This window comes from Agrococcus sp. ProA11 (assembly GCF_039880525.1).
Lineage (GTDB): Bacteria > Actinomycetota > Actinomycetes > Actinomycetales > Microbacteriaceae > Agrococcus > Agrococcus chionoecetis.
Window position 1 is genome coordinate 526,428 of the sequence record NZ_CP156989.1, and the last position, 16,183, is coordinate 542,610.

The following is a 16,183-nucleotide window of genomic DNA, read 5'->3' on the forward strand; positions in this document are numbered from 1 at the left end:
TTGTGTCGACTCGTGACCCAGTCGGGTCCACCAACCCCAAGAAGCAGTGAGCGTGAGCATGGGCAAGAAGCTCGTCATCGTCGAGTCCCCGGCGAAGGGCAAGACGATCGAGCGGTACCTGGGCGATGGTTACCAGGTGCTGGCATCGGTCGGGCACATCCGCGACCTCGTGAGCCCGCGCGACCTTCCCGTCGACCTCAAGAAGGGGCCGTACGGCAAGTTCGCGGTCGATGTCGAGAACGGATTCGCCCCGTACTACGTGGTCAGCGACGAGAAGAAGAAGACCGTCGCCGAGCTGAAGAAGGCGCTCAAGGATGCCGACGAGCTCATCCTCGCGACTGATGAGGACCGCGAGGGCGAGGCCATCGCGTGGCACCTGCTCGAGGTGCTGAAGCCCAAGGTGCCCGTCAAGCGGATGGTGTTCCACGAGATCACCGAGGACGCGATCCAACAGGCCAAGGACGAGATGCGCGAGCTGAACATGCCGCTCGTCGACGCGCAGGAGACCCGCCGCATCCTCGACCGCCTGTACGGCTACGAGGTCAGCCCGGTGCTGTGGCGGAAGGTGCGGCAGGGGCTGTCGGCCGGCCGCGTGCAGTCGCCGACGGCGCGACTGATCGTCGACCGCGAGCGCGAGCGGATGGCGTTCGTCTCCGCCGACTACTGGAGCCTGGCCGCGCAGTTCGAAGCAGACAGCAGCCGCTTCGGCGCGCGGCTCGTGCGGCTCGACGGTGCCAGGGTCGCGACCGGCAGCGACTTCGATGACCGCGGCCAGATCAAGGGCGTGCGCACCATCCTCGACGCCGCCGCAGCGGAGTCGCTCGCCGCCGAGCTCGAGCAGACCGCGTTCAAGGTGGCGAGCGTCGAGTCGAAGCCGTACCGCCGCCGGCCGTCCGCGCCGTTCACCACCTCGACCCTGCAGCAGGAGGCCGGCCGCAAGCTGAAGCTCTCCGCGAAGCAGGCGATGTCCGTCGCCCAGTCGCTCTACGAGCAGGGCTACATCACCTATATGCGCACCGACTCGCCCTCGCTCTCGAAGCAGGCGATCCAGGCGGCGCGCTCGCAGGCGACCGCGCTCTACGGCGCCGGGTCGATCCCGCAGACGCCGCGCCACTACGCTGGCAAGTCGAAGTCGGCGCAGGAGGCGCACGAGGCGATCCGCCCGTCGGGAGAGCAGTTCCGCACGCCCGATGAAGTGCGCAGCGCGCTGACGCCGAACGAGCAGCGCCTGTACGAGCTGATCTGGAAGCGCACGGTCGCGAGCCAGATGATCGACGCGACCGGGCAGACCGCGACCATCACGATCGCGAGCGACAAGACCAGCCGCGGCGTGGCCGAGTTCACCGCATCCGGCACCGTCATCACCGAGCCCGGCTTCCTGCAGGCCTACGAGGAGTCGAAGGATGTCGCGCGCTACGCCGACGAGGCGGATGCGTCCTCTGGCGACTCCAGGCTGCCCGACGTCAAGGAGGGCAATCCGGTCGACCTCGCCGAGCTGCAGCGCAAGGAGCACGCCACCACGCCGCCGCCGCGCTACACCGAGGCGAGCCTCGTGAAGGCGCTCGAAGAGCTGGAGATCGGTCGCCCGTCGACCTACGCGTCGATCATCGACACGATCGTGCGGCGCGGCTTCGTCACGCAGCGCGGCGGCGCGCTGGTGCCGAACTGGATCGCCTTCTCCACCATCAAGCTGCTCGAGGAGCACCTGGGCGACTACGTCGACTACGACTTCACCGCCGAGATGCTCGCCGACCTCGACCGCATCGCCGACGGCGAGCTCGACCGCAAGGAGTGGCTGCAGCGCTTCTACTTCGGCAGCGAGGCCCGCCCGGGCCTGAAGTCGACCGTGGAGAACCTCGGCGACATCGATGCGCGCGCAGTCAACTCGATCCCGGTCGCCGAGGGCGTCACGCTGCGCGTCGGCCAGTACGGCCCGTACCTGGAGGGCACCGGCGCCGACGGCGAGGTCAAGCGCGCGAACATCCCCGAGGACCTCTCGCCCGACCAGCTCACGCCCGAGAAGGCGCAGGAGCTCTTCGCCGCCGAGCCCGTGCAGGATCGTGTGCTCGGCCCGCACCCGGAGACGGGGCTCGACGTGGTCGTCAAGAACGGCCGCTTCGGGCCGTACATCGAGGAGGCGCTGCCCGTCGAGCTCGACGACCAGGGCAAGCCGGTGAAGCCCGCCAAGGGCAAGACCGCGCCGAAGCCGCGCCGCGCATCCCTCTTCAAGACGATGGAGCCCGAGAGCGTCGACTTCGAGACCGCGCTGAAGCTGTTGTCGCTCCCGCGCGTGGTCGGCATCGACCCGGAGTCGGGCAACGAGATCACCGCGCGGCCCGGCCGCTACGGGCCGTTCCTGTCGAAGGGCGACGACACCCGATCGCTCGACGACGAGGAGCAGATCTTCTCGATCACGCTCGAGGGCGCGCTCGAGAAGTTCGCGCAGCCCAAGTACGGCGCCCGGAAGGCGGCGAGCGCGCTGAAGGAGTTCGACGCGGATCCCGTCAGCGGCAAGCCGATCAAGCTGCGCGACGGGCGCTTCGGGCCCTACGTCACCGACGGCGAGACGAACGCCACGATCCCGCGCGGCGAGGATGTCGAGGCGGTCACGTTCGAGCGGGCGGTCGAGCTGCTGCAGATCAAGCGCGACAAGGGCCCGGCGAAGAAGCCCGCGCGCAAGGCGCCCGCCAAGAAGCCCGCCGCCAAGAAGCCCGCGGCCAAGAAGCCGGCAGCGAAGAAGCCCGCGGCCAAGACGACGGCCGCGAAGAAGCCGGCGGCGAAGAAGACGCCGCCCGCGGACGCATGACCGGCGCGTTCATCACGCTCGAGGGCGGCGACGGCTCCGGCAAGTCGACGCAGGCGGCGCTGCTGCAGACCTGGCTCGAGGAGCAGGGCCGCACGGTCGTGCGCACCCGCGAGCCCGGCGGCACCCAGCTCGGCGTCGAGATCCGGCGGCTCGTGCAGCACACCGAGGGTCACATCGCACCGCGCGCCGAGGCGCTGCTCTACGCCGCCGATCGTGCGCAGCACATCGCGACGCTCGTGCGCCCGGCGCTCGAGCGCGGCGAGGTGGTGCTGCAGGACCGCTACCTCGACTCCTCGGTCGCGTACCAGGGCGCTGGGCGCGAGCTGGACGGCCAGCAGATCCGCGATCTGTCGCTGTGGGCAACGGACGGACTGCTGCCGCAGCTGACGATCCTGCTCGACATCGACCCCGGCGAGGGGCGCGAGCGCATGGCGGGGCGAGCGGATGCGCCCTACGACCGGCTCGAGGACACGGGGCTCGACTTCGCCGAGCGCGTCCGTGCCGCCTACCTGGAGCTCGCCGACGCCGAGCCCACCCGCTTCGCCGTCGTCGACGCATCCGGTTCGCCGGCAACGGTGCACGCGAGCGTCGTGTCGCACGTGCGTGCCATGCTCGACGCGCGGCACTGAGCCAGCAGAACCGAGGAGCACTCATGACGGGCGGGTGGAGCGAGATCGTCGGCCAGGCCGACGCGGTCGCCACGCTGCAGCGTGCCGCGGCCGACCGGAACGGGCCCGACTCCTCGGGTGCCATGACGCATGCCTGGCTGCTCACCGGCCCGCCCGGATCCGGCCGCTCGAACCTCGCCTACGCGTTCGCGACGGCGCTGCTGTCGTCGCCCAGCGGCATCGAGCCCGAGGTGGCGACGCTGGTCGAGGCGCGCACGCATCCCGACCTGGTCACGCTCGCGACCGAGGGCGTGCTGATCACGATCGCGCAGGCACGGCAGGTGGTGCAGCGAGCGGCGCTCGCGCCCTCGACAGCCCGCTACCGCGTGGTCGTGGTGGAGGATGCCGACCGCATGGCCGAGCGCACGTCGAACGCACTGCTGAAGGCGCTCGAGGAGCCACCGCCGGAGACCGTCTGGATCCTCTGCGCGCCGAGCGAGGCCGACCTGCTGCCGACCATCCGCTCCCGCGTGCGGACGCTGACCCTGCAGGTGCCCGACCCGATCGAGGTCGCACGGCTGCTCGTCGAGCGCGACGGCGTCGAGCCCTCGATCGCCGAGCGCGCCGCGCGCGAGGCGCAGAGCCACATCGGCATGGCCCGCAGGCTCGCGACCAGCGAGGATGCCCGTGCCCGCCGAGCCGAGACGCTGGAGATCGCGATGCGCGTCTCGACCGCGGCGTCCGCCGTGCTCGCAGCCGCGAGGTTCGTCGAGATCGCGACGGCCGACGCGGTCGCGCTCTCCGCGGAGCGCGACGACGCGGAGCGGGCGCAGGCCCTGCATCAGCTGGGCATCGAGCCGGGCGGCACGGTGCCGCCGCAGCTCCGCCGACAGCTCAAGGAGCTCGAGGAGGCGCAGAAGCAGCGCGCGAAGCGCGGCATGCGCGACGGCGTCGACCGGATCCTGGTCGATCTGCTCTCCCTCTACCGCGACATCCTCATGACCCAGCTGGGCGTCGGCCGCGAGCTCGTGAACCACGCGATGCGGCCGACGGTGGAGGCGGCGGCGGGCTACCTCGCGCGGGCCGCGGTCATCGATGTGCTCGACGCGATCCGCCTGGCACGCGAGCGCATCGGGGCGAACGTGCCGCCGCTGCTCGCGCTCGAGGCGATGCTGGTCGTCGCAGCTCGCGCGGCACAGCGCCGCTGAGGCCGGGCCGCGGCATCCGCGACGCGGGCGACTCGCAATCGAACGGTGCTGGTGCCCTCTAGCCTGGAACCATGCATCGCACCCGTCGCGGCCTCGCCGCGCTCGCCGTCGTCGCCGCGTCCGCACTCGGGTTGACCGGATGCATCCTGCCGCCCCCGCTGCCGGAAGAGCTCGGCGCTCCGCAGTGGGCGCCGACCGGCGAGCAGGTCGCGCCCGAGTTGCAGAGCTTCTACGGGCAGGACGTCGACTGGAGCGATTGCGGCGGCGTGTGGTGCGGCGTGGTGAGCGCTCCCATGGACTGGAGCAACCCGTCCGCGAACGTCATCGAGCTCGCCGTGACGGTCGCGCCCGCGACCGGCGAGCGCCAGGGTGCGATCCTCTACAACCCCGGCGGCCCCGGCGCATCCGGTGCCGACTACGTGCGCAGCTATGGTGACCAGCTGCTGCACCCGGACGTGCGAGAGCACTACGACCTGGTCGGCTTCGACCCACGCGGCGTCGGCGACTCGACGCCCATCTCCTGCTACGACGACCCGCAGGAGCTCTACGACTGGCTGTGGGAGATCCCCGAGGGGCCGGCGCCCGAGCCGCTCAGCGACGAGGACCTCGAGCAGCAGCTGGAGTCTGCGCAGTGGTTCGCTGACGCGTGCCTGGAGCACACCGGGCCGCTGCTCGAATTCGTCGGCACCGAGCAGGTGGCCAGCGACATGGATCTGCTGCGCGCGCTGGTCGGCGAGTCGCAGCTCAACTACTTGGGCGTCTCCTACGGCACGCTGATCGGATCGACCTACGCCGACCTCTTCCCCGAGCACGTCGGCCGCATGGTGCTCGACGCTGCGGTCGCACCCGACGCGACCGACTTCGAGGGCACGCTCTTCCAGGCGGCGGGGTTCGAGCTCGCCTACGGCAACTTCATCGACGACTGCCTCGCGACCGATGAATGCCCGTTCACGGGATCGAAGGCGGATGCGCTGGCGCAGACTCGCGACCTGCTCGACCAGGTGGATGACGATCCGATCCCGGTGGCCGACGGCCGCGAGCTCGGATCCAGCGCGCTCTTCATCGCGATCGCCGCGAACCTCTACGCCGACTGGCAGTGGAGCGGGCTGCGGGAGATCCTCGCGGATGTGCGAGCGGGGAGAGGCGAGACGGCATTCGCGGCCGCCGATCAGTACTACGGGCTGAACCCCGACGGCTCCTTCGCGGACAACTCGCTCGAGTCGCTCATCGCGGTGAACTGCCTCGACTCGCCGGCTGTCACCGACTTCGCCGAGATCCGAGCGAACGCCGAGGCGATCATGACGGCGGCACCGACGCTGGGGCCCGACTTCGTCGGCGTCGGCACGTGCGCCGCCTGGCCGTTCGAGGCGACCCGCACACCGCACGAGATCACCGCACCCGGTGCGGAGCCGATCATCGTCATCGGTGGGCTGAACGACCCGGCGACCTCCTATCAGCAAGCGGTCGAGCTGGCGGCGATGCTCGAGTCGGGCGTGCTGATCTCGGTCGATGCGGAGGGGCACAGCCAGTACAACAACGGCAACGCCTGCGTCGACGCGCCGGTGAACGAGTACTTCCTGACGGGCTCAGCGCCGACCGGTCCGATCGACTGCTGAGGACAGGGGCGACGTCGTGCTGCACCGTGTCCATGCGCTATGATCGTTGATCGTGCCTCGGCACGCCGCCTTAGCTCAGTCGGCAGAGCGATTCACTCGTAATGAATAGGTCCGGAGTTCGATTCTCCGAGGCGGCACCACGCAGAACGGCCCCCGATCGCGACTTCCACTGGAAGCCCGGCACGGGGGCCGTTGCTCGTCTTCCACGCGGGCGAGCGGCGTGGCCCGCGGAGTCTCAGCTGAGCGTGGCGAGCAGTCGCTCGCATGCCTGCTCGCAGCGGCGGCACGCCTCGGCGCAGAGCCGGCAGTGCTCGTGCATGTCCGCGTGCTGCTCGCACTCGTCCGCGCACGCGCGACAGGCCGCGATGCAGGCCTCCAGCACGGCCTTCGTGACCGACATGTCGGCGCCCGTGCGGCGCGAGAGGATCTGCCCGGTCGCGCCGCAGACGTCGGCGCAGTCGAGGTTCGTGCTGATGCACGCGCGCAGGTCGGCGACCATGTCCTCTGCGAGGCACGCGTCGGCGCATGCGGAGCACGTCTGAGCGCACGCGAAGCACGCCTCGATGCACTCGGCGAGTGCGTTGCGGTCCACGCCTCCGAGATCCTTCGGGTAGCTGTCGAGCATGGCACTGATCGTGTGAGTCATCATCTTCTCCTTCCGCTGGACGGCCGCGTTGCCGTCGGCGGCCATGCAACCGCCGCGACCTGAGGAGCCACTGAACGCGCCGGTCGCGGCGGCGGTGCTCGCAGCTCCAGCGGTACCGAAGTGTCGCCTCTCGGCGCTCGTCCCGACCGTTCGGTACCGGTACCGGCACCGGTGTCGGGGAGGGCGAGCGGATGCCGCGGCGTACGCTGGGGGCATGACTCGCGGCATCCTGATCGTCGACGTGCAGAACGACTTCACCGAGGGCGGTGCGCTCGGCACCGACGGTGGCGCCGCGGTCGCGGCCGCCATCACAGCGCATCTGCGCTCCCATGACTACGCCCTCGTTGCGGCGAGCCGCGACTGGCACGACGCCGGCAACGACAACGGCGGCCACTTCGCCGCCGGCGAGCCCGACTTCGTCGACACCTGGCCCGTGCACTGCGTCGCCGGCACCGAGGGAGCCGAGTACCACCACGCGCTCGACGTGCTCGCGATCGACGTGCACGTGAAGAAGGGGCAGGGCGAGCCCGCGTACTCGGCCTTCGAGGGGACGACCGATGAGGGCGAGACCCTTGCCGAGGTGCTGGAGGAGCAGGGCATCGACGAGCTCGATGTGGTCGGCATCGCGACCGACTACTGCGTGAAGGCCTCCGCGCTCGACGCGGCGCTCGCGGGCATCTCGGTGCGCGTCATCGATGCGCTGACCTCAGCCGTGACCGACGCCTCCCGCGCGAGCGCGCTCGACGAGATGCGTGACGGCGGCGTCGAGGTCGTCCGCGAGCGCTGAGCGCGCAGCGCACCCGCGCGCCGACACGATCCACAGGCGACTCCCGCGCGACTCGCCCCGCGCGGCGACTCCCGCGCGACTCGCCTCGCGCGGCGCGTCCGGTCGCTGTTTGATCAGATAGCCGACAACAAGTAGTCTGCCTACATGGCTTCGACATCGACCGCCCCCGATCGCGATCGTCGGAGCGTCCCGACCTGGCTGCGTGTGCTCATCCCCGTGGTGCTCATCCTCGGGTGGTTCGCGGCAGCAGGCTTCGGGGGGCCGACCTTCGGCAAGCTCTCCACCGTCGTCTCCAACGACCAGACGAGCTTCCTGCCGGCCAGCGCCGAGTCGACCGAGGTGCAGGCGGTGCTGCCGGAGTTCCTCGGCGCTGACGAGGTGCCCGCGATCGTGGTGGTCGCCGGGGAAGCCGACTTGAGCGCAGCCGCGCTCGACGCGGTGGCCGCGCTGCAGGAGACGATCGCAGGGCTCGACGGCGTGGTCCAGGCCTCGCCTGTGGTGCCGAGCGATGACGGCCAGGCGGCGCAGATCGTCGCGCTGCTGGACGGCTCCGGGTCGTCGGAGGAGCTCTCGGCCACGACCGAGGCGCTGCGCGCCGAGGTCGCCGATGCCGACCTGGGCAATGGCGTGCAGGCCGCGGTCACCGGCCCGGCAGGGTTCAGCGCCGACATCGGCGCCGCCTTCGCGGGCATCGACGGGATCCTGCTCCTCGTCGCACTCGGTGCGGTCTTCATCATCCTCGTGCTCGTCTACCGATCGCCGCTGCTGCCGGTGCTCGTGCTGTTCACGTCGGTGGCAGCGCTCAGCCTTGCGATCCTCATCATCTTCACCCTCGCGCAGGCCGACATCCTCACGCTCAGCGGGCAGACGCAGGGCATCCTCTTCATCCTCGTGGTGGGTGCCGCCACCGACTACGCGCTGCTGTACACCGCGCGCTTCCGCGAGGCGCTCGGGCAGACCCCATCGCGCTGGCAGGCGACGCTGACGGCGCTGCGCGGCTCGACCGAGCCGATCGTCGCCTCTGGCGGCACGGTCATCGCCGGCCTCCTCTGCCTGCTGCTGAGCGACCTGGTCTCGAACCAGCAGCTCGGCCCGGTGGCGGCGATCGGCATCGCCACCTCGATCCTCGCCGGGCTCACGCTGCTGCCCGCGCTGCTGCTCGCGTTCGGCCGCGTGGCCTTCTGGCCGCTCGCGCCGACGCCCGAGCGGCCGCGCGTCAAGGCCGATGATCAGGGCTTCTGGGGCGGCGTCGCACGGCTTGTCGACCGTCGCAGCCGCACCGTCTGGATCGCGACGGCGCTGGTGCTGGGTGCCGGCGCGCTCGGCCTCACGCAGCTGCAGGCGAACGGTGTGCCCTCCAGCGACTTCGTCGTCGGCGAGTCCGAGGCGCGCGACGGCCAGGAGCTCCTGTCCGAGCACTATCCGGGCGGCTCCGGCAGTCCGACGCAGATCGTCGTGCCGGAGGCCGACCAGGACGCGGTCGCCGAGGCGGTCGCCGACCTCGACGGCGTCGAGGGCGTCTCGGTGGCGAGCGAGGACTCGCCGTCGGGCACCATCCCGCTGCCGGTCGACCCCGTGTCGCCGTTCGCGGCCGCGGCGCCCACGGTGGTCGACGGGCAGGTGCTGCTGCAGGCCACGCTCCTGGACGCACCGGATTCGGATGCGGCGCAGGCGGTCGTGCGAGAGATGCGCGCCGTGGTGCAGGGCGAGTCCGCCGCGGCTGCCGTCGGCGGGCCGACCGCCACTGCGATCGACACCAACGACGCCTCGCAGCGCGACCGCGCGCTGATCATCCCCATCGTGCTGGTGGTGATCTCGCTCATCCTGATGCTGCTGCTGCGCTCGGTGATCGCCGCGCTGCTGCTGCTGGCGACGACCGTGCTGTCGTACGGCACGGCGCTGGGCGTCGGTGCCCTCATCCTCACCGCCCTCGGCGTTCCCGCCATGGATCCGTCCGTGCCGCTGTTCGCCTTCGTCTTCCTGGTCGCGCTCGGCGTCGACTACAACATCTTCCTCATGACCCGCGTGCGCGAAGAGGTCGCGACGCTCGGCCACCGGCGCGGGGTGCTGCGCGGGCTGCGGGTGACGGGCGGTGTGATCACCTCGGCGGGCGTCGTGCTGGCCGCGACCTTCGCAGCCCTCGGCGTCATCCCCGTGCTGTTCCTGCTGCAGCTCGCCATCATCGTCGCGCTCGGCGTGCTCATCGACACGACCCTCGTGCGCTCGCTGCTCGTGCCTGCGCTCGCCCTCGAGATCGGCCCGAAGACCTGGTGGCCGTCGAAGCTCGCGCGCGAGCGCCGCGGTCCGAAGCACGCCGCGGGGCCAAGCCCGGAGCCGGTCGAGGCCTAGGCCGAATGCGCGTGGGCGCGCGGTCGTTGCCCGTGCCCTGAGTCCCTCAATGTGCGATCGGGTTTGCGCTTCAGCGTAATACGGTAATACGGTCGTAGTGCCGAGGAGGGCGACATGACACTTGCACGACGAGCCGCGCCGCTGCGGGAAGAGGCGGTTGCCGAGATCCGCGCCTCGATCGTTCGCGGTGAGTTGGCGCCCGGCTCGCGCGTGACCGAGAAGGCGATCGAGCAGCGACTGGGGGTCAGTCGCACGGTCGTCCGCGAAGCGCTACGGCAGTTGGAGAGCGAGCGGCTGATTCGCATCCAACCCGGGAGTGGCCCTGTCGTCGCCGAGCTCAGCGCCGACGAGGCGCGACAGCTCTACGAGGTACGGGCCGCCCTGGAGGCGACCGCTGCGAGATTGGCCGCACGGCATGGCGATGAGCGGCACATCCGCGCGCTCCAAGCCGCGTTCTCCTTGATGGGCGACGAGCCGCCGGCAACGCTGGAGGAGCTCCTCGCCATCAAGAGCAGCTTCTACTCGGCACTCATCGACGCCAGCCGCAACCACATCATCGGTGAGCAGCTCGCGAACGTGCAGGCTCGCATCAGCCAGCTCCGTGCCGTCACGCTCTCGGCCCCGAACCGGCACCCGGCAATGCGCGCCGAGCTCGGCGCCGTGGTCGATGCGATCGTGCGGGGCGACGCCGATCGTGCCTACGACCTCTCCGTCGCCCATGTGATGGCGGCCTCCGCCATCGCTCTCGACCACTTGGAGTCCACTGCATGAGCACCACGCTGTTCCTCGGGATGGGCCGGATGGGAGCGCCGATGGCGCGTCTTCACGCGGCAGCGTTCCCGACTCGCGTCTACGACGTCTTCGCGGAGGCAGCACACGCTGTCGCGGCAGCCTCGGAGGCCGAAGCCGTCACCGACCTCGCCGCCGGCATCGAAGGCGTCGACGTCGTGATCCTGATGCTTCCGACCAGCGCGCACGTCGAAGACGCGCTGCAGGGCGAGAACGGACTGTTCGCGCGCCTGCCAGCAGGCGCACTGATCATCGACATGGGTTCCAGCGAGCCCGCCAGCACGAGGGCGCTCGCGGTCGAGGCCGCCGAGGCCAACATCGAGTATGTCGACGCGCCCGTCTCCGGCGGCATCTCGAAGGCTGAGACCGGGCAGCTGACCATCATGGTCGGCGGCGGGTCCGAAGCCGTTGCCCGCGCGATGCCGCACCTCCAGCCGGTCGGCACCTCCATCGTGCACGTGGGCCCGGCTGCCGCCGGCCACGCCGCGAAGGCCCTCAACAACCTCGTCAGCGCGACGAACATCGCCGCGGCCACCGAGGCGGTGACCGTGGCGAAGCACTACGGCATCGATCCCGCCACGATGGTCGAAGTGCTGAACGCCTCGACCGGCATGAGCCAGGCCACGCAGGTGAAGTTCCCGCAGCACATCCTGCCCGGCACCTATGCCTCGAAGTTCTCCTACGACCTGATGCTCAAGGACATGGGCATTGCACGGCGCATGGCTGACGAGGTGGGCTTCGCGCCGGTCACCGGCGCGGCATTCGAGACGCTCACCCGCTTGCGCGCCGAGCTCGGCGACGCTCCTGATCACACCGAGATCGCCCGCGTGTATGCGACGGCGACCGGCATCACCATCGACGAAGGGAACGCACGATGACGACCATCGACCCGCAGGACTACATCGACGACATGGCGCGCAAGCGCGGCTACGTGCTCGACTACCACAAGGTCATGGCCAAGCAGGACTTCCCCGTGCTGCAGGCCGCGAACCACATGGTGTCTGCCGCCTACCTCGATCAGCGCACGCTGGATCGTAAGACGAAGGAGCTCATCTTCATCGTCTCGCTCACGGTCATGCGTGCGTCGAAGGGCCACATCCAGTCGCACATCCGCGTCGCCCTCGACCTCGGGCTCACGCCGAGGGAGATCCTCGAGGCGATCGAGATCTCGCTGCCCGAGGCCGGCATCGTGGCGTTCCAGACCGGGTTCGAGGCGTGGCGCGAGGTCGTCGGAGCCGACGGCATCGAACCGACGGTCGCCGTCCACGAGGGCGGCTCTGGCGGCGGCGAATAAGGGCTCGGCAGTGACGAGCGAGCTGGCTTGGGAGGTCGTGATCGTGCGGCACGGCACGCGCGACGCTCGCCGCAGCGAGGTCTTCCTCAACTATCCGTTCTACGGCGAGGACGACGGGCCCTTCACGCTCGACTACTTCTTCTGGGTGCTGCGCCGCGGCGACGAGGCGATCGTGGTCGACACCGGCTACTCGGCTGTGGGCGGCGCCTCCCGGGGGCGGAAGGTCCTCGTCGACCCGCTCGAGGCGCTCCGACGGCTCGGTGTGGAGCCGGCGTCGGGCGCTCCGGTCGTCGTCACCCATGCGCACTACGACCACATCGGCAACCTGTCGGCCTTCACCGCATCCGAGGTGCACATCGCGCAGTCGGAGATGGACTTCTGGACCAGCGAGATCGCGACGCGCCCGCTCTTCTCGCACTTCGGCGACCCGGCAGAGGTCGACGAGCTTCGACGCATCGAGACGCAGGGCCGGCTGCGGCCGTTCACCGGCACAGCGAGCATCGCCGACGGAGTCGAACTCATCGAAGTCGGCGGGCACACACCCGGCCAGGCGATGGTGCTCGTGGAGACGAGCGTGGGACGCGTGCTCATCGCCAGCGATGCCGCGCACTTCGTCGAGGAGCTCGAGCGCGACATGCTCTTCGTCTCCATGGCCGACGTGCCGCAGTCCTACCGCGTGCTCGATCGCATCAGGCAGTCGGATGCGGTGCATGTGCTGACCGGCCACGATGCGGGCACGCTGGCAGCGTTCGAGCCGCTGGGGGAGCCGCTGCCGGGAATCGCAGCCGTGATCGGTCGGCAACGGTGAGCCTGCCGCGCGACATCGTGGCGGCAGTCCGCGACGATCGGCGGCTGCAGGCGATGAGCCGGGGAGCGGACGTCACGCTCACCCTCGCTGATGATCGCAGCGCGCAGACGATCCGCCTGCGCGACGGCGACATCGTGCGCGGAGAGCATCCCGCGTTCGCCATCCGCCTCGGCGACGCCGCCTGGGCGCAACTGCTCGCAGCGGCGCCCGAAGCCGGTGACCAGCACCTGCTGCCGATGCTGCGCGACGGACGAGCATCGCTCGAGGGCGACGAGCTCGCCTTCGCGCAGCACCTGCAGATCGTCCGCAGGCTGATCGAGGCCCTTCGGCTCCCCGCACCCGCCTCCTCGCCGATCGAGCGGCGACCGCTCTCCATGCGAGGCGAGTATGTCCGTATCGATGGGCCGCTGGGTACCTCCGACGTCTACCTTGAGCGGGCTGGCAGCGGTCAGCAGCTGCTGTGCCTCGCCACCGCGGGCAGTGACTCGAGCCAGTTCCACGGTCTTGTCACCGAGACCGCGCTCACGGATCGCTTCGAGCTCATCGCCATCGATCTGCCGTGGCACGGCAAGTCGATGCCGGTCCCCGGCGTCGACCCTGTCGAGTACCGGCTCGATCCCGCGGGCTACACGCAGACGATCGTCGCAGTCGCCGACGCTGCGGGTCTCGATCGACCGATCCTGGTCGGGCCGTCGATGGCCGGCGCAGCCGTTGTTCGCGCTGTGGCGACGCACCCGCGTCGCTTCGCGGGCGCAGTGTCCTGCCAGGCGGGGCCGTTCGTGCGCGGCAGGAGCACACCGGCGCTGCGCTCGCCAAGCGTGAACCAGGCGTTGCACGTGCCCGAATGGACCTACGGCCTGATGAACCCTGCGTCTCCGATCGAGCATCGCGATCGCGTCTGGTGGGGCTACTCGGCAGGCGGCTACGGTGCATACGACGCCGACATCACGGGGTACCAGCGCTGGGACCTGGCAGAGGTCGAGCACCTGCTGACCGAGGAGAGCCCGCACATCGCGGTGCTCTCCGGCGCCTTCGACACGAGTGTTCCCCCCGACGCGTCGCGAGAGCTCGCCGAGCGCATCCCGAACTCGTCGTTCGCGCTCATGGTCGAGCTCGGCCACTTCCCGCACGCGGAGCATCCGGCGCGCTTCGCGGGATATCTTGAGGGCGCAATCGCTCGCATCCTCGCTGCCCGGTAGGGCGACGTTCGTATACGATTTACATCATCCCCAGTTGAAGGAGTGCTCATGAGCGCGACCACCGAGACCCAGGTGCTCGATTCCGTCCACGGCCAGCTGTTCGTCGCCGGCGAATGGGTCGACGGTGAGCAGGGCACGATCGACGTGCGCGACCCCGCGACCGGCGACGTGATCAAGCAGATCGCCGACGGCTCGGTCGAGGACGGCGTGCGCGCGCTGGATGCTGCCGTCGAGGCGCAGGAGTCGTGGGGGCGAACGCCCGCTCGCGTGCGCGGCGAGATCCTGCGCAAGGCCTTCGACCTGCTGCAGGAGCGCAAGGAGGAGTTCGCGCTGCTGATGACGCTCGAGATGGGCAAGCCCCTCGCCGAGGCGCGCGGCGAGGTCGCCTACGGCGGCGAGTTCCTGCGCTGGTTCTCGGAGGAGGCGGTGCGCATCGACGGGCGCTACACGATGACGCCCGAGGGCACCGGCCAGATGATCGTCACGCACCGACCCGTCGGCCCCTGCTTCCTCATCACGCCGTGGAACTTCCCGCTCGCGATGGCCACCCGCAAGCTCGCTCCCGCGCTCGCCGCCGGCTGCACCGCCGTCATCAAGCCGGCCACGTTGACGCCGCTCACGACGCTCGCGCTCGTGGGGCTGCTCGAGGAGGCGGGCCTGCCGAAGGGTGTCGTCAACGTCATCACCACCAAGTCGACCGGCGCGCTCTCGGAGCGCCTGCTCGCCGACCCACGGCTGCGGAAGGTCTCGTTCACCGGCTCGACGCCCGTTGGCGTGCAGCTGCTCAAGCAGGCGGCCGACAACGTGCTGAAGTCGTCGATGGAGCTGGGCGGCAACGCGCCCTTCGTCGTGTTCGACGACGCCGACCTCGACAAGGCCGTGGAGGGCGCGCTGCTGGCCAAGTTCCGCAACATCGGGCAGGCCTGCACCGCCGCGAACCGGTTCATCGTGCACGAGTCGATCGCAGACGAGTTCTCGCAGCGGGTCGGCGACGCCGTCAAGGCGATGAAGATCGGCCGTGGCACCGAGGAGGGCGTCACGATCGGACCGCTCGTCGAGGACAAGGCCGTCGCCAATGCGGTGCGGCTCGTGGACGCGGCCGTCAGCGACGGGGCAACGCTCGTCACCGGCGGCAAGGCGATCGACGGTCCCGGCTCGTTCTTCGAGCCGACCGTGCTCGACGGCGTCGACGCCTCGATGGCCGTCTCGATCGAGGAGATCTTCGGCCCGGTCGTCGCGATCCAGCGCTTCGCCACCGAGGATGACGCGGTGCGCCTGGCGAACGCGACCGAGTACGGCCTGGTCGGCTACGTCTTCACCGAGGACACCAAGCGCGGCCAGCGGATGATCGAGCGGATCGACACCGGCATGATGGGCCTCAACGTGGGCGTCGTCTCCAATGCGGCCGGTCCGTTCGGCGGCGTGAAGCAGTCGGGCCTGGGCCGCGAAGGCGGCGCAGAGGGCATCCACGAGTACCTCGAGACGAAGTACACGCTGATGCCGAACCCGTTCGCCTGAGGCGAGCCTCGCTGCGGGGCGGCGCCCCCGCCCCGTAGCGTGAGCGCATGTGGTTCGACACCTGGTCAGACATCGCCCGCACGCTGCTCGTCGGCGGCGCGGCGTACGCCGTGCTCATCCTCGTGCTGCGCCTCTCCGGCAAGCGCACGCTCAGCCAGCTGAACGCCTTCGACTTCATCGTCACGGTCGCGCTCGGTTCCACGCTCGCGACGGTGCTGCTCAGCAGCGAGGTCTCGTGGACGGAGGGTGTGGTCGCGCTCGGCCTGCTCGCGGGGCTGCAGTTCGCGATCGCGTGGCTGTCGACCAGATGGCAGCCGCTGCGGAAGGCGATCACGTCGTCGCCGCAGGTGCTGCTGCGCAACGGGGAATTCGACAGCGCCGCGCTGCGTGCTGCGCGCCTGACCGAGGCGGAGGTGCGCCAGGCGGTGCGCTCGAGCGGCGTCGGCGACCTCGCCGACGTCGCGCTCGTCGTGCTGGAGACCAACGGGTCGATCTCGGTCATCGCAGCGTCGCAGCTGGGGGACGGCTCGGCGCTGCGCGACCTGGATCGCTGAG

The 16,183-nt window shown here is 70.3% G+C and carries 14 protein-coding genes and 1 tRNA gene; 14 read left to right on the plus strand and 1 reads right to left on the minus strand.

Annotated elements, in window-relative coordinates:
- The first annotated feature begins 52 nt into the window (after nt 1-52).
- The 5 genes from topA (at nt 53) to ABG090_RS02575 (ending at nt 6,378) form a co-directional block, all read left to right on the plus strand.
- On the plus strand, nt 53-2,806 hold the full coding sequence (topA, locus tag ABG090_RS02555; protein ID WP_347756115.1) for a type I DNA topoisomerase: 2,754 nt from the start codon (nt 53-55) through the stop codon (nt 2,804-2,806).
- A complete protein-coding gene (gene tmk, locus ABG090_RS02560; RefSeq protein ID WP_347756117.1) occupies nt 2,803-3,435 on the plus strand; it encodes a dTMP kinase in 633 nt (210 codons plus the stop codon). Before topA ends, tmk begins: the two co-directional genes overlap by 4 nt.
- Before the next feature lie 23 nt (nt 3,436-3,458).
- Complete coding sequence (locus ABG090_RS02565) at nt 3,459-4,622, plus strand: DNA polymerase III subunit delta' (RefSeq protein ID WP_347756119.1); 1,164 nt, start codon at nt 3,459-3,461, stop codon at nt 4,620-4,622.
- A gap of 71 nt (nt 4,623-4,693) precedes the next feature.
- Nucleotides 4,694-6,238, plus strand: coding sequence for an alpha/beta hydrolase (locus tag ABG090_RS02570; RefSeq protein WP_347756121.1), 1,545 nt, complete (start codon nt 4,694-4,696; stop codon nt 6,236-6,238).
- Nucleotides 6,239-6,302: 64 nt separating this feature from the next.
- A tRNA-Thr gene (locus ABG090_RS02575) sits at nt 6,303-6,378 on the plus strand.
- A gap of 95 nt (nt 6,379-6,473) precedes the next feature.
- Here the strand turns inward: ABG090_RS02575 and ABG090_RS02580 are convergent.
- Nucleotides 6,474-6,884 carry a four-helix bundle copper-binding protein gene (locus ABG090_RS02580; RefSeq protein WP_347756122.1) on the minus strand — a complete coding sequence of 137 codons (411 nt, stop codon included), beginning with the start codon at nt 6,882-6,884 and terminating at the stop codon, nt 6,474-6,476.
- Nucleotides 6,885-7,098: 214 nt separating this feature from the next.
- Here ABG090_RS02580 and ABG090_RS02585 point away from each other — a divergent pair, with 214 nt between their 5' ends.
- From ABG090_RS02585 to ABG090_RS02625, 9 genes are all read left to right on the plus strand, one after another.
- A complete protein-coding gene (locus tag ABG090_RS02585) occupies nt 7,099-7,671 on the plus strand; it encodes an isochorismatase family protein (RefSeq protein ID WP_347756124.1) in 573 nt (190 codons plus the stop codon).
- A gap of 144 nt (nt 7,672-7,815) precedes the next feature.
- Entirely contained in the window at nt 7,816-10,020 is a 2,205-nt protein-coding gene (locus ABG090_RS02590) for an MMPL family transporter (RefSeq protein WP_347756126.1), read from the plus strand.
- A gap of 114 nt (nt 10,021-10,134) precedes the next feature.
- A complete protein-coding gene (locus ABG090_RS02595) occupies nt 10,135-10,791 on the plus strand; it encodes a GntR family transcriptional regulator (RefSeq protein ID WP_347756128.1) in 657 nt (218 codons plus the stop codon).
- Entirely contained in the window at nt 10,788-11,687 is a 900-nt protein-coding gene (locus ABG090_RS02600; RefSeq protein WP_347756130.1) for an NAD(P)-dependent oxidoreductase, read from the plus strand. Before ABG090_RS02595 ends, ABG090_RS02600 begins: the two co-directional genes overlap by 4 nt.
- Complete coding sequence (locus ABG090_RS02605) at nt 11,684-12,103, plus strand: carboxymuconolactone decarboxylase family protein (RefSeq protein WP_347756131.1); 420 nt, start codon at nt 11,684-11,686, stop codon at nt 12,101-12,103. Before ABG090_RS02600 ends, ABG090_RS02605 begins: the two co-directional genes overlap by 4 nt.
- Before the next feature lie 10 nt (nt 12,104-12,113).
- Nucleotides 12,114-12,911 carry an N-acyl homoserine lactonase family protein gene (locus tag ABG090_RS02610; protein WP_347756133.1) on the plus strand — a complete coding sequence of 266 codons (798 nt, stop codon included), beginning with the start codon at nt 12,114-12,116 and terminating at the stop codon, nt 12,909-12,911.
- Complete coding sequence (locus ABG090_RS02615; protein WP_347756135.1) at nt 12,908-14,110, plus strand: alpha/beta hydrolase; 1,203 nt, start codon at nt 12,908-12,910, stop codon at nt 14,108-14,110. Before ABG090_RS02610 ends, ABG090_RS02615 begins: the two co-directional genes overlap by 4 nt.
- A 48-nt stretch (nt 14,111-14,158) precedes the next feature.
- Nucleotides 14,159-15,628, plus strand: a complete 1,470-nt coding sequence (locus tag ABG090_RS02620; RefSeq protein ID WP_347756137.1) for an NAD-dependent succinate-semialdehyde dehydrogenase — start codon at nt 14,159-14,161, stop codon at nt 15,626-15,628.
- Nucleotides 15,629-15,675: 47 nt separating this feature from the next.
- Nucleotides 15,676-16,182, plus strand: a complete 507-nt coding sequence (locus ABG090_RS02625; RefSeq protein ID WP_347756139.1) for a YetF domain-containing protein — start codon at nt 15,676-15,678, stop codon at nt 16,180-16,182.
- Nucleotide 16,183 lies beyond the last annotated feature (1 nt).

What these genes read in the sequence shown, in the direction of transcription:
- tmk (WP_347756117.1), top strand. Translation starts at nt 2,803, where the DNA reads ATGACCGGCGCGTTCATCACGCTCGAGGGCGGCGACGGCTCCGGCAAG.
- ABG090_RS02565 (WP_347756119.1), top strand. Translation starts at nt 3,459, where the DNA reads ATGACGGGCGGGTGGAGCGAGATCGTCGGCCAGGCCGACGCGGTCGCC.
- ABG090_RS02570 (WP_347756121.1), top strand. Translation starts at nt 4,694, where the DNA reads ATGCATCGCACCCGTCGCGGCCTCGCCGCGCTCGCCGTCGTCGCCGCG.
- ABG090_RS02580 (WP_347756122.1), bottom strand. Translation starts at nt 6,884, where the DNA reads ATGACTCACACGATCAGTGCCATGCTCGACAGCTACCCGAAGGATCTC.
- ABG090_RS02585 (WP_347756124.1), top strand. Translation starts at nt 7,099, where the DNA reads ATGACTCGCGGCATCCTGATCGTCGACGTGCAGAACGACTTCACCGAG.
- ABG090_RS02590 (WP_347756126.1), top strand. Translation starts at nt 7,816, where the DNA reads ATGGCTTCGACATCGACCGCCCCCGATCGCGATCGTCGGAGCGTCCCG.
- ABG090_RS02595 (WP_347756128.1), top strand. Translation starts at nt 10,135, where the DNA reads ATGACACTTGCACGACGAGCCGCGCCGCTGCGGGAAGAGGCGGTTGCC.
- ABG090_RS02600 (WP_347756130.1), top strand. Translation starts at nt 10,788, where the DNA reads ATGAGCACCACGCTGTTCCTCGGGATGGGCCGGATGGGAGCGCCGATG.
- ABG090_RS02605 (WP_347756131.1), top strand. Translation starts at nt 11,684, where the DNA reads ATGACGACCATCGACCCGCAGGACTACATCGACGACATGGCGCGCAAG.
- ABG090_RS02620 (WP_347756137.1), top strand. Translation starts at nt 14,159, where the DNA reads ATGAGCGCGACCACCGAGACCCAGGTGCTCGATTCCGTCCACGGCCAG.
- ABG090_RS02625 (WP_347756139.1), top strand. Translation starts at nt 15,676, where the DNA reads ATGTGGTTCGACACCTGGTCAGACATCGCCCGCACGCTGCTCGTCGGC.